8 protein-coding genes are annotated in these 14331 nt (G+C 42.0%); all 8 read left to right on the top strand.

All coding sequences use genetic code 11. From position 1 onward, the window contains the following. Positions 1-196 (top strand): DUF5123 domain-containing protein (locus BXY_RS03135; RefSeq protein WP_208946746.1); only part of this gene is annotated, 196 nt, incomplete at its 5' end. 29 nt (positions 197-225) lie between these two features. Continuing rightward, positions 226-3612 carry a SusC/RagA family TonB-linked outer membrane protein gene (locus BXY_RS03130; protein ID WP_004311797.1) on the top strand — a complete coding sequence of 1129 codons (3387 nt, stop codon included), beginning with the start codon at positions 226-228 and terminating at the stop codon, positions 3610-3612. A gap of 12 nt (positions 3613-3624) precedes the next feature. Then, on the top strand, positions 3625-5817 hold the full coding sequence (locus tag BXY_RS03125; protein WP_015531203.1) for a RagB/SusD family nutrient uptake outer membrane protein: 2193 nt from the start codon (positions 3625-3627) through the stop codon (positions 5815-5817). 447 nt (positions 5818-6264) lie between these two features. Continuing rightward, positions 6265-7119 carry a DUF6261 family protein gene (locus BXY_RS03120; protein ID WP_004311799.1) on the top strand — a complete coding sequence of 285 codons (855 nt, stop codon included), beginning with the start codon at positions 6265-6267 and terminating at the stop codon, positions 7117-7119. 326 nt (positions 7120-7445) lie between these two features. After that, complete coding sequence (locus BXY_RS03115) at positions 7446-9185, top strand: thrombospondin type 3 repeat-containing protein (RefSeq protein WP_008770997.1); 1740 nt, start codon at positions 7446-7448, stop codon at positions 9183-9185. A gap of 2 nt (positions 9186-9187) precedes the next feature. Continuing rightward, complete coding sequence (locus BXY_RS03110; RefSeq protein WP_004300481.1) at positions 9188-9856, top strand: DUF3826 domain-containing protein; 669 nt, start codon at positions 9188-9190, stop codon at positions 9854-9856. Between the two features lie 205 nt (positions 9857-10061). Beyond that, positions 10062-10985: a glycoside hydrolase family 43 protein gene (locus BXY_RS03105; protein ID WP_015531202.1), complete on the top strand. Its 924-nt coding sequence runs from the start codon at positions 10062-10064 to the stop codon at positions 10983-10985. Positions 10986-11016: 31 nt separating this feature from the next. Further along, a partial coding sequence (locus BXY_RS03100) for an MGH1-like glycoside hydrolase domain-containing protein (protein ID WP_208946745.1) occupies positions 11017-14331 on the top strand: 3315 nt, incomplete at its 3' end.

The following is a 14331-nucleotide window of genomic DNA, read 5'->3' as shown; positions in this document are numbered from 1 at the left end:
AACTTTTGAAAATAACTGTTATTGGTACAATGGCGCATTGCCACTGGATGAGACTTCAAATCGTGCGGATGGTGATAAGAGCAATTCTGCTTATGGCGTGGATCCGGGATTCGCTGATGCTGCAAACGGTGATTTTACTCCGAGTGCTCCCGAAGTATTTGCTCATGGTAGTGGCGACCCGCGTTGGTTAAATTAAAAAGATAATAAATCTAGAATACGATAAAGATGAAACATAAGAATATATATAGAATCAGTATCAGCCTGCTTCTAGCTTTTGTGATGGCTTTGCCGACAATAGCACAGAATACTAAAACATTCAAAGGAGTTGTGCTGGATGAGACCGAGCAACCTATTATTGGAGCTGCCATAAAGGTTGTAGGAACAACAGTGGGAACAATAACGGATTTAGATGGAAATTTCACATTGAATGTTCCTGATGGTAAGGAAGTGGAAATCTCTTATATAGGATATGTACCACAACGTTTTTCTGCTCCATTCAAATTGACAAAGATCATCTTGAAGGAAGATACGCAGCAATTGGATGAAGTTGTAGTTGTGGGTTATGGTACGCAGAAGAAAGCGCATTTGACTGGTGCTATCGCCACTGTTCCCGTTGATGATATTCAGGATATTTCAAGTGGAAGTTTGGCCAGTACATTGAGCGGTTTGGCAAATGGTATCTCTGTAAACGGAGGTGATACTCGTCCGGGACAAAACGCTACGATTACTATTCGTCAGAATGGTGAGTTGGAAGAAATGGGAGGTACCAACCTGCAGCCATTGTATGTTATTGATGGTTACATTTATCCTACGGAAGTAAAAGTGGGAAGTACTTATACTAATTTGGGTGCGGAAGCGTTTAACAACTTAGATCCATCAGTTGTGGAAAGTATTTCTATCTTGAAGGATGCTTCTGCAGCAGTTTACGGTGCTCGTGCAGCAAATGGTGTTATTCTGGTAACCACAAAAAAGGGAAAGTTAGGTGCGCCTAAAATTTCATATAATGGAACATTTGGTATTACAGATGAAGTATCTCGTCCTAAGATGTTGAATGCGTATGAGTATGGCAAGTTATGGAATGCAGTACGTATGGCTGACCCGACGGAGACAAGTATTGATCCGTTAAGAGCTATTTTTCAGCAGGATGAGTTGAATGCCATGAAAAGTTTGCACTATGATTTACTGGATAAATATTGGGAATCCGCATTGACGCAGCAGCATAGTGTAAACCTGAGCGGTGCTACTGAAAAAGCCAGTTATTTTGCCGGAATTTCTTATTTTGATCAGGATGGTAACTTAGGTAAGCTGGATTACAATCGTTGGAATTACCGTGCTGGTGTAGATGTGAAAATCAGCAAGTGGATAAAAGCGAATGTACAGGTCTCCGGTGATTATGGAAAGAAAAATACTCCTCTGAATCAGGTCGGAGGTTCGTCTGCAGAGAAAGATTACAATACGCTGTTGACACATCCTTATTATATTCCCGAATATGTGGGTGAATATGCGGTAGCTGCTTACGGTCCTACTAATTCATCGGTAAGTAATATTCAGAATTACAATTTCAATGTACTTCAGAATAATGGCGACTATAAACGAAACATGACATCAAACATGAATATTAATGCCGGGTTGGAATACGATTTCGGATGGAATAAATGGTTGAAAGGACTGAAATTGAAGTTTACTTATTCGAAGAGTGTCAATACGAATAAGACAAATGATTATGGTACTTCTTATAATCTTTATTATTTGGAGACTCGTTCTGGTAGTGGAGAACATTTGTATACTCCAATTGAAGGAGCGGATAACAGTGCATTTGAAAATACTAGTTTTTATTTGGCAAATAGTGGAAAACCGGTGGTTAACTCCAGTACAAGTGATATTACTGGATATTTGTCTCGTTCCATGACTCGTTCGGATAACTATCAGATGAACTTTACTGCAGCATATAATAGGGATTTCGGACTACATTCTGTAGGAGGTTTATTCTCCATTGAAAAGTCTGAATCAGAAACAGAATATTTGTACGGTATGGTTACTAACCCATACGAATTTACGACAGGACAATCTAATTCGGTAGACTGGAATAGTACTCCTAGTACAGAATTCACTCGTTTTGAGTCGGGTAATTTATCTTATATCGGTCGTTTGAATTATTCTTATGATAACAAATATTTACTGGAGTTCCTGCTTCGTTCGGATTCTTCCACCAAGTTTGCTCCTGAAAATTATTGGGGATTTTTCCCGTCAGTATCTGCTGGTTGGGTGGTTTCACAAGAAGAATGGTTTACTAAGAACGTTACATGGATTGATTACTTAAAGTTGCGTGCATCTTTTGGTTTGACCGGTCGTGATAATACAACAGCATGGCAATGGTTGCAGACTTACGGAACAGATAAGGATAAAGGGCCAGTATTTGGCACTAGTACAGAGGCCAATGCCGGTAGTCACCTCACAATGAATAAAAACAATGCAGCAATCAATCGGGATGCTCATTGGGATAAATCTTATAAAGGTAATTTGGGGCTTGATTTCAATGTTCTCGATAATCGTTTATCATTCAATATTGACGCTTACTATGAATGGAACCGTGAGATGTTGCTTAGTTATAATGCCTCTGTTCCATCTACAGTGGGAGCTAATTCTGCGAAAGTGAATTATGGAGAATTGAATACTTATGGTGTCGAACTGTCTGCTACATGGAGAGACAAGATAGGTAAGGATTTTAAGTATAAAATTCAGTTGAACACCGGGTATAGTGATAATGAGATTTTGGTAAGAGACTGGGATCAGAAGCCTACTTATAAGAGCTATAAGAAGGGTGATCGTTTGGATCAAGGCATCTGGGGTATGCAGTGTATCGGTATGTTCCGCAGCTATCAGGATATTGACGAGTATTTTGCCAAGTACAATATTACTTCCTATATGGGTAACGTTAAAGAAGATGTAAAACCGGGTATGTTGATTTATAAAGACGTGCGTGGAGCCAGACAAGATGATGGTACATACGCCGGACCGGATGGTGTGGTTAGCTCTGAAGATGACCAAGTACGGTTATCTAATCGAAGCAATCCTTACAGCATGACAATGAACCTGAACGCAGAATGGAAGGGGCTTTCTTTGACAGCTCAGTTTAATGCGAGCTGGGGTGGTTATAGTTTCTTGCCTGATGATGCAATTTCTTTAGGAAACCAAGGAACATCGGCTAATAAGTATAATGATTTGGAATATGCAAATATGCCTTCGTTCTGGACTACAGACAATATGTTTGTGTATAACGACGTAGTAGATGCAGCAGGTAATGTAGTGGTGAAAGCCAATCGCAATGGAAAATATCCGAACTTGAGATGGGGCAGCGTGAATGCAGTAACTTCTTCTTTCTGGAGAGTAAGCGGAACACGTGTCAAACTGAATCGCGTTACATTAGCTTACCGTATACCGTCAAAATATACAAAAATGATAGGTATCGAAAGTTGCCGTTTTAACATTACAGGACAGAATCTATTAAGTTTCTATAATCCTTATCCGGATAATTTTATTGATCCGATGACTACTTATGGGAATTATCCTACCCTGCGTAAATTCACGATTGGTGTTAATTTAACATTCTAAAAGAACAGTAAAATGAAAAGAAAAAATATATTCCGTATCAGCGTAGCTTTTTGGGCGATGACTGCGTTTACTTCTTGTAGCGACCAGTTCATGCAAGACAAGCAGAACTTTGACAGCACTACTGCCGATGCTTATAATTATTGGAGTGGTGCACTGGGACGTGTAGCAGATGTTTATAGAGTATGTCTGCCAGATCCTAAGGCTACTCCCAGTTCAATGTATAACAGTACCGGTTTAGCAGACGACCAATCTAAGTCGACTGAAGAATATAGTGGATTCAGTGCTTTTGTCGATCCACTCAAGCCGTTGACTTATCAAACCGGAAATAATCCTGTACCTGATTACTTTGAAGGAACGAAAGGTGATCCTATAACTTCCGCTTATGGACGTATTCGTAATATTAATGATGTCATTGCAGGCATTGAAGGAAGCACGCTTTCGCAGGAAGAAAAGAATGAGTTGTTAGGGCAGGTTTACTTCTTTCGTGCATGGTGCTATTATAATTTGGTGAAATGGTATGGTGGTGTGCCCATCATTACGGAAGTACAGGAACCTGTTGAAAGTTCTGTTGTTCCCCGTTCTTCCGCAAAGGATTGTTTCAAATTTATTTGTGACGATTTGGAGAGAGCTGAAACATTGTTAGCACCTTTTACGGGAGCCGGACAATGGATGTCTGGTGATAATTACGGTCGTGTTACTTCCGGTACAGCAGTGGCTTTGTTGGGTCGAGTACGTGTACTATATGCCAGTCCGTTATTTAATCGCTCCAATGATTTGTCTCGTTGGACACAGGCTTACAATGATATAAAAAGATCTATTGACGTGCTGACAGCTGCCGGATATGGCTTGGCTAATGAAAGTAATCCCGGTGTGAACGCTTCCGGTTGGGCTAATCTTTTTACTGAAGTGCCGAGTCAAGAAGCTGTATTTGTAACGCTACACAACACGCTGACGGAAGGAGTTCCTGATTATCGTAAGAATAATACATGGGAAAATGGCATCCGGCCGTACAATGCTAGAGGAGGAGGTGGCAAAACACCTTCCGCCATGTTGGTAGATATGTTTCCTATGTCTGACGGCAAGATACCTGCAACTTGTGAAACATACAATACGTTAACTAAATCAGATATACCTTATTATCGCGAATTTCCTTTCGTCGATCGTGATCCGCGCTTCTATCGTACATTCGCTTTCCCGGGAGTTCGTTGGTCGTTTGTCGGTAATCCTACGACACAAGGGAACCGATACCCGCACAATGGTCCTGATTATGAACTTTGGAACTATACCTGGTATACGGATGCAGCTTATGTAGATGATATTGAAGCCAATAGCAGTGTGACCTATGGCGCTGATGGTCTCCTTAATGATGTAAAAGGTTTTTATGTACGTAAACGCTCTGATGACAGAGATGTGAATGCTATTGCCCGTTATGTCTATGATGAAAAGTCCGGGGGATTCACACGTTCTGCCGCGCCGTATATAGAGATTAGATATGCGGAAGTATTACTTAATTATGCAGAAGCAGCATGTAATGCGGGTGAGATGGGAGTTGCCGTTGATCAATTACAAAAAATCCGTGCTCGTGTTGGTTATAAAGCTGAAAATAATTATGGATTGGAAGCAGGTTTGGACGGTGACCAAGCTAAATGTATGGCAGCTATCATGTATGAACGTCAAATTGAATTGGCATACGAAGGAAAACGTTTCGATGATATGCGTCGCTGGATGTTGTTTGATGGCGGCATAGAACTTCCTGAAGGTGCGCCTGCTACTTGGAAACTGACTGGCTGGGGTGGAAACACATGTACATATCTTGGTTTTAAGCCACTCAACGGACAACGTCGCGAGAATCTTGAATTCCGTACAACTGTAAACGGTGGCATTGGTGGAACAAATGTTGACGACGATCCGTTAGTAAAAGCTGGAATTACCCGTCCGGCTGCAATGGATTTGAGAAAGGATCTTGCCAGCGAACAGGATAGGCTGAAAGAATTTTATTCAAATTATTTGACCCGTAAGACAAAGAAAGGCGATTCTTATGATGATAGCCATTCTCCATTGTATATCGCGTTCCTTCCAAGGTATTATATCCTTGGTTTCCATCAAGGTATCCAGGGTAATAATAGTACATTGCTGCAAACCATCGGCTGGGGAGATTACAACAACGGTGGCGCAAACGGTACTTTTGACCCGCTGGCTGAATAAAAAACTCAACTTCCTTCGATAAGAACCCTGCATTTCGGTGCAGGGATAATTACATCGGAGATGAATCACAGGATGCTTCGGCATCGAAAACCATAGAAATTCACCGGTTCCTCCCTCTTTTCTTTGAGAAGACGGCAGGAATTGGTGAATTTTTGTTCGTTAAATCAGCTGATTTTAGTTATCTTTGCCTTCGCAAACTTCTCAAAACGCTTCCCCAAGCCTGCTGAATGCCTGCAAACTTCCAGAAACGCTTTCCCAAGCTTGTAAAATGCCGGAAAACTTTTTAAATCGCTTTTGCAAGCTTGAAAAACGCCTGCAAATTTTAAAAAATGCTTTCACAGGTATGCAAAACGTCCGCGAATTTACAGCAACCATTTCGCGGGCTTGTCCGGACTTCGAATTTTTCAGAGATAGATAGAACAAGTATGAATCCCGAAAGAAAAAATTATGGGAAGTTATCAAAAAGCAGACGGTATCACACTGTCACAACTGAACAACACTGAGTACACCAATTTCATGAATCGTGTGCTGACACTCCTCACCGCAGGAAGTATTTCCAAACTGACAGTAACAAACATCGTGAACAGCATCAAGCCGAAGTTGGTACAAATGGAAGACCTGGTGAACCGTTCCACGGCCAACGCCGAAACAAAGGATTTACTGAAACTGGATGCCGAACGCGATTCGTATGTCAGTTATTTGTTGGCTACTGTCCGTGCGGCCAAAAACTCACCGTTGGCAGCGCAACGAGATGCATATAATACCTTGGAAATCACGGTGCGCCCTTATACCGGACTGGCACGCATGCGCAATATGGAGGAAACGGCAGCCATCAGCGGACTACTGCTTGATTTCCGCAAGGAAGCCGTGAAAACCGCCGTTACGGCACTCAATTTGGATGCCATATTAACGGCACTCGAAACCGCCAATAAAAACTATTCGGCACTGACAGACGCCCGTTCCGTTACTCGTACAGCAGAATCGGTTGCGGACTCAAAGACTGTGCGTGCGCAGCTTGATTCACTCTACGATGACTTGGTGATGCACATAACCGCTGTCAATATACTGACTCCCTCCATAACGGAAGCTTCAGCGTTTCTTACTGCTCTCAACCAAGTCATAGCCGAAACAAAAGCTGCTTATAATCGTCGTAAAGGTATTACGGCTCCCTCAAAGCCTTCCGGAGGCAACGGAACGATAACGCCTGGTGAAGGTGAAGCTCCCGATCCTGATGAAGGCGGTGGAGTAACTCCTCCTTCCGGTGGCAGCGACAGTGGCGAAGCTCCCGATCCGGCTCTCTGACGGCAGCTAATAGAAGAGAAAATGTGAAAAGAGGGAATCTTAAGATTCCCTCTTTTCTTTTACACCAAGCTATTCCGGTTATTCGGATTTCGTGTGTGACACATTCCTTCCTTCGTCGTTTTTTCTTCCGATAGAGAAATGACCGGCAGAAAAAGACACTTTTCAGCAAAGTGATTCTCGATAGTACTACACGGACCATTGGAGACTGGAAAGTCGTTTCTCTCCCCCGCATTTGATAAAAGATCATCATCACTGATTACAAATCTTTTCTTCTTTCGTCTTATTATTGTATTTTTGAATTAACAACTTCACAAAACCAAATAAAAATGAAGAAGAAACAGGTACTTTTAGCAGTTTTTGCTGCAACAATGTTGACTCCGACCGTTGCATGGGCGCAATACCCACAAATATCTGGCGAAGCCAAAGAAAACTATACAAAAATGATGACTGAAGAGCGGAAACGCTCTGATGAAGCATGGGCAAAAGCGTTGCCGATAGTACAAAAAGAAGCTAGAGAAGGACGTCCATATATTCCTTGGGCTGGTCGTCCGTACGATTTGCCACAGGCTGATATCCCTTCATTCCCAGGTGCTGAAGGTGGTGGTATGTACAGTTTCGGTGGTCGTGGAGGTAAAGTGATAACTGTCACAAATCTGAATGATCGTGGACCGGGCTCTTTCCGTGAAGCATGTGAAACTGGTGGTGCACGTATTATCGTATTTAATGTTGCCGGTATCATCCGTCTGGAATCTCCGATTATCGTCCGTGCTCCCTATGTAACCATTGCAGGGCAAACAGCTCCGGGAGACGGTGTTTGTATTGCCGGCGAGTCATTTTGGGTAGATACACATGATGTTGTTGTACGTCACATGCGTTTCCGTCGTGGAGAAACGAAAGTATGGCATCGTGATGACTCTTTCGGAGGTAACCCTGTTGGTAATATAATGATCGACCACTGCTCCTGTACGTGGGGATTGGATGAAAACATTTCTTTCTATCGCCACATGTACGACCCGAGTGAAGGACAATATGAAAGCAAAGACTTGAAACTTCCTACTGTAAACGTAACTATTCAAAATACTATCTCGGCAAAAGCGTTAGATACATACAATCATGCGTTTGGTAGTACGTTAGGTGGTGAGAACTGTGCATTTGCCCGTAACCTTTGGGCTAGTAACTCCGGACGTAATCCTTCTATCGGCTGGAATGGCATATTCAATTTCGTTAATAATGTAGTATTCAATTGGGTGCACCGTTCTTCTGATGGTGGTGATTATACCGCGATGTTCAATATGATTAACAACTACTACAAACCGGGACCTGCTACTCCTAAGGATTCCAATGTAGGACATCGTATCTTGAAACCGGAAGCAGGACGTAGTAAGCTGGATCATAAAGAATATGGGCGAGTATATGCCGACGGAAATATAATGGAAGGCTATCCTGAAATAACTAAAGACAACTGGAATGGCGGTATTCAGATTGAAACTCAACCGAACACTGACGGATATACTGAATACATGCGTAGCTACCAGCCGTTCGAGATGCCGTATATCAATATCATGGGGGCTAAAGATGCTTATGACTATGTATTGAAACATGTAGGTGCGAATATTCCTTGTCGTGATATTGTTGACGAACGTGTGATTGAAGAAGTAAGAACAGGTATTCCTTATTATGAAAAGAAACTTCCTAAAGACGCTTATGGTGACTTGACAGGTTTGTCTCCTAAGTCAATGGGGGAAGACGGACAGTTCAAGTATCGTCGTTTGCCGAAAGATTCTTATAAGCAGGGTATTATTACTGATGTTCGCCAGATGGGGGGGTATCCTGAATACAAAGGTACTCCTTATGTTGATACAGACAAAGATGGTATGCCGGACGAATGGGAAATTGCTAACGGATTAAATCCGAACGATCCGAGTGATGCCAATAAAGACTGTACTGGTGACGGATATACGAATATTGAAAAATATATCAACGGTATCAGCACAAAGCATAAAGTAGATTGGAGAGATATGAAGAACAACTACGATACATTGGCTGAAAAAGGAAAATTAATGTAATTATGAAAAAGATACTGATACTATCATTGCTTTTTATTTCCGGTTGGATGTCTGCGCAGGCAGTCGACTTAAATAAAGAGAATCGTGATCCTGAATATGTAAAGTCTATTGTCGGCCGATCACAAAAGATCGTTGATAAACTCGGACTTACAGATGCGAAAATAGCCGAAGATGTTCGCAATGTCATAGCCAATCGTTACTTCGAATTAAATGATATTTATGAGGTGCGGGATGCGAAAGTCAAGAAAGTAAAAGAATCCGGGTTGACTGGTGAGGCTAAAAATGAAGCTTTGAAAGCTGCGGAAAATGAAAAAGATGCGGCGCTATATCGTTCACATTTCGCTTTTCCTGCCAATTTATCTCTCTTTCTTGATGAAAAGCAAATAGAAGCCGTTAAGGATGGCATGACTTATGGAGTAGTAAAAGTGACTTATGACTCACATCTGGACATGATTCCTACTTTGAAAGAAGAAGAAAAAGCTCAAATCTATGCTTGGTTGATAGAGGCTCGTGAATTTGCGTTGGATGCAGAAAATTCGAATAAGAAACACGCTGCTTTCGGAAAATACAAAGGACGTATCAACAACTATCTGGCTAAACGTGGATATGACCTGAAGAAAGAACGAGAGGAATGGTATAAACGTATAAAAGCCCGTGGAGGTTCTATATAATTAAAAAATAAGATACTATAAAAAGAAGTGAAATTCTTTCCCATTGTAAATGGTTAGTTTGTTTGATGGTGGAAAGGGTGGCTCGGAGAGTCGCCCTTTTATCGTATATAAATTTTGAATCTATTGATTCTTCTAGTATATTTGAGTACAAACGGCGCTTTCCATCGTCTCCTCTGTATAAAAGATACAAATATAGAATATAGAAATGAAAAAGTTAAGAAATACATTAGCCGCAATAAGTCTTCTGTTTCTGGCTTCTTGTGGGGGGAACAAAGACTACTACATGTTCACTTCGTTTCATGAACCGGCTGATGAGGGGTTAAGATACTTATATAGTGAGGACGGAATTCACTGGGACAGTATTCCGGGAGTTTGGCTAAAGCCGGAACTGGGACAGCACCAGCTCATGCGGGATCCCTCGATGGTACGTACTCCGGATGGAACCTACCATTTGGTCTGGACTACAAGTTGGAAAGGTGATTTAGGATTTGGCTACGCACATTCTAAAGATTTGATCCATTGGTCGGAACAACAGATGATTCCTGTAATGGTAAACGAACCGACTACCATTAATGTATGGGCTCCGGAAATTTTCTATGACGACGAGAACGATCAGTTCATGGTCGTATGGGCTTCCTGTGTCCCCGGACGTTTCGAAAAGGGGATAGAAGAAGAGAATAATAATCATCGTTTATACTATATCACTACAAAAGATTTTAAAACCGTTTCGAAAGCAAAACTTTTGTACGATCCGGGATTCAGCACCATTGATGCCGTTATCGTGAAACGGGCAAAGAATGACTATGTAATGGTGCTCAAGGATAACACCCGACCGGAACGTAATCTGAAAATCGCTTTTTCCGATTCTATGACCGGTCCTTATTCGCCCGCATCCCAGCCTTTCACTGAATCCTTTGTAGAAGGACCGTCTGTAGAGAAAGTGGGAGACGATTATCTAATCTATTTTGATGTATATAAGAAAAAAATATATGGCGCTATGCGTACGAAGGATTTCCGGAACTTTACAGATGTAACAGAAGAGGTAAGCATCCCTGTGGGGCATAAGCATGGAACCATATTTACGGCTCCGGAATCAGTCGTAAAAGCATTGCTGGAAGAAAAGAAATAAATCCGGAAACAATTTTAAATCAGAATAAATCATGAACAACTCTGCTAAAATTCTTTTTGTACTGGCTGCCGGTTGGTTGACTACTACAGCCTTTGCACAAGATAGAATTCATTATACAGGAAAAGAATTATCGAACCCTGCTTGTCACGACGGACAACTGTCTCCGGTAGTCGGAGTACATAACATTCAGTTGGTACGTGCCAATCGTGAACATCCCGATGCTTCGAACGGCAATGGATGGACGTATAATCATCAGCCGATGCTGGCTTATTGGAATGGACAGTTTTTCTATCAATACCTGGCAGATCCTTCTGACGAACACGTACCGCCTTCACAGACTTTTCTGATGACATCGAAGGATGGATATCGCTGGACAAATCCGGAAATTGTGTTTCCTCCTTATCAAGTTCCCGATGGATACACCAAAGAGTCTCGTCCGGGTGTGCAGGCCAAAGATCTGATTGCCATTATGCACCAGCGTGTCGGATTCTATGTTTCTAAATCCGGCAAGCTGATTACAATGGGAAATTATGGAGTTGCTTTGGATAAAAAAGATGATCCCAATGATGGAAACGGTATTGGCCGGGTGGTTCGTGAAATAAAGAAAGACGGTTCTTACGGACCGATCTATTTCATTTATTATAATCATGGATTTAATGAAAAGAATACTGATTATCCGTATTTTAAGAAAAGCAAGGATCGTGAGTTTGTGAAGGCTTGCCAGGAAATTCTTGACAATCCGCTGTATATGATGCAGTGGGTGGAAGAAGCCGACCGTGAAGATCCTATTCTCCCGCTGAAGAAAGGATACAAAGCATTCAATTGTTATACATTGCCGGATGGACGTATTGCCAGTCTTTGGAAACATGCGCTTACCTCTATCAGTGAGGATGGCGGACATACTTGGGCAGAGCCTGTGCTTCGTGCAAAAGGTTTCGTCAATAGCAACGCGAAAATTTGGGGACAGCGTTTAAGTGATGGTACATACGCTACTGTATATAATCCGTCGGAATTTCGTTGGCCGCTGGCTATATCTTTGAGTAAAGATGGATTGGAATATACAACATTGAATCTGGTGCATGGTGAAATCACTCCCATGCGTTATGGAGGAAATTATAAATCATACGGTCCTCAATATCCGCGTGGTATTCAGGAAGGTAATGGAGTACCTGCCGATGGTGATTTGTGGGTTTCTTACAGTGTGAACAAGGAAGATATGTGGATTTCCCGTATTCCTGTCCCGGTGGAAATAAATGCTTCAGCACATGCGGATGATGATTTCTCTAAAAATAAATCAATTGCGGAACTGACTGACTGGAATATTTATTCCCCGGTTTGGGCCCCTGTTTCTTTGGAGGATCAATGGTTGAAGTTGCAGGATAAAGATCCGTTTGATTATGCCAAAGTGGAACGTAAAATTCCGGCTTCTAAAGAATTGAAAGTATCATTTGATTTGAAAGCCGGCCAGAATAATAAAGGCACACTCCAGATTGAATTTCTGGATGAGAATGGAATAGCCTGTTCTCGTATGGAACTTACTGATGATGGCATTTTCCGATTGAAAGGCGGCTCCCGGTTTGCAAATATGATGAAATATGAAGCAGGAAAGGTTTATCATGTAGAAGCAGTCCTTTCTACTGTTGATCGTAATATTCAAGTATATGTAGATGGCAAGAGAGTAGGGCTGCGTATGTTCTATGCGCCCGTGGCTGCTGTGGAGCGAATCGTATTCCGTACTGGCGTACCTCGTACATTCCCGACTGTAGATACTCCTGCCGACCAGACTTATGATCTGCCGAATGCAGGTGCGCAAGATCTATTGGCTGAATATGGCATTGCCAATGTGAAAACATCTTCTGCAGATAAAGATGCGTCTTCTGCTTTTTTAAAGTATGCTGACTTCAGTCATTATGCAGACTATTTCAACGGTATGGAAGACGAAAATATTGTTCAGGCAATTCCCAATGAAAAGGCTTCGGAATGGATGGAGGAAAATATTCCTTTGTTCGAGTGTCCGCAACATAACTTTGAAGAAATGTATTATTATCGTTGGTGGTCATTGCGTAAGCATATCAAGGAGACTCCTGTTGGCTATGGCATGACCGAGTTTCTCGTTCAGCGTTCTTATTCTGATAAATATAATTTGATTGCTTGTGCTATTGGACATCACATTTATGAAAGCCGTTGGTTGCGTGATCCGAAATATTTGGATCAGATTATTCATACATGGTATCGTGGCAATGATGGCGGTCCGATGAAGAAAATGGATAAGTTCAGCTCATGGAACGCAGATGCTGTTTTGGCTCGTTACATGGTAGATGGTGATAAGGACTATCTGCTGGATATGAAGAAAGATCTGGAAACCGAATACCAGCGTTGGGAACGTACGAACCGTTTGAAGAACGGATTGTATTGGCAGGGTGACGTACAGGATGGTATGGAAGAATCAATCAGTGGCGGACGGAGGAAGAAATATGCCCGGCCGACAATCAATAGTTATATGTATGGCAATGCTAAAGCACTTTCATGTATAGGAATTCTTTCCGGTGATGAGGGGATGGCTATGAAATATGGCATGAGAGCAGATACTTTGAAAAATCTGGTAGAAAATGAATTGTGGAATACACGTCATCAGTTTTTTGAGACGATGCGTACGGACTCTTCCGCGAATGTGCGTGAAGCAATCGGATATATTCCTTGGTATTTCAACCTGCCGGATACCACCCAAAAGTATGAAATTGCCTGGAAAGAAATTATGGATGAAAAAGGCTTCTCTGCTCCTTATGGATTGACAACTGCAGAACGTCGTCATCCGGAGTTCCGTACACGTGGAGTAGGCAAATGTGAATGGGACGGTGCTATCTGGCCGTTTGCTTCCGCACAGACATTGACAGCAATGGCTAACTTTATGAATAATTATCCGCAGACTGTATTGTCTGACAGTGTATATTTCCGTCAGATGGAATTGTATGTGGAATCACAGTATCATCGTGGTCGTCCCTATATTGGTGAATATTTGGATGAGGTGACCGGTTATTGGCTGAAAGGAGATCAGGAACGTAGCCGTTATTATAACCATTCCACTTTCAACGACCTGATAATTACAGGATTGATCGGACTTCGTCCACGTTTGGATAATACGATTGAAGTGAACCCCTTAATTCCTGCCGACAAGTGGGATTGGTTCTGCCTGGATAATGTATTATATCATGGTCATAATCTGACGATTCTTTGGGATAAGAATGGTGATCGCTATCATTGCGGAAAAGGATTGCGCATTTTTGTAGATGGTAAGGAAGTAGGGCAGGCGAATACATTGACAAAAATCGTTTGTGAAAATGCACTT

The organism is Bacteroides xylanisolvens XB1A (assembly GCF_000210075.1).
GTDB lineage: Bacteria > Bacteroidota > Bacteroidia > Bacteroidales > Bacteroidaceae > Bacteroides > Bacteroides xylanisolvens.
Note: the sequence above shows the minus strand (reverse complement) of the source record. Positions and strands in the feature narration are given on the sequence as shown.

Excerpts from the sequence above, each read along its gene's own strand:
- BXY_RS03130 (WP_004311797.1), top strand. The coding sequence starts at position 226 with ATGAAACATAAGAATATATATAGAATCAGTATCAGCCTGCTTCTAGCT.
- BXY_RS03125 (WP_015531203.1), top strand. The coding sequence starts at position 3,625 with ATGAAAAGAAAAAATATATTCCGTATCAGCGTAGCTTTTTGGGCGATG.
- BXY_RS03120 (WP_004311799.1), top strand. The coding sequence starts at position 6,265 with ATGGGAAGTTATCAAAAAGCAGACGGTATCACACTGTCACAACTGAAC.
- BXY_RS03115 (WP_008770997.1), top strand. The coding sequence starts at position 7,446 with ATGAAGAAGAAACAGGTACTTTTAGCAGTTTTTGCTGCAACAATGTTG.
- BXY_RS03110 (WP_004300481.1), top strand. The coding sequence starts at position 9,188 with ATGAAAAAGATACTGATACTATCATTGCTTTTTATTTCCGGTTGGATG.
- BXY_RS03105 (WP_015531202.1), top strand. The coding sequence starts at position 10,062 with ATGAAAAAGTTAAGAAATACATTAGCCGCAATAAGTCTTCTGTTTCTG.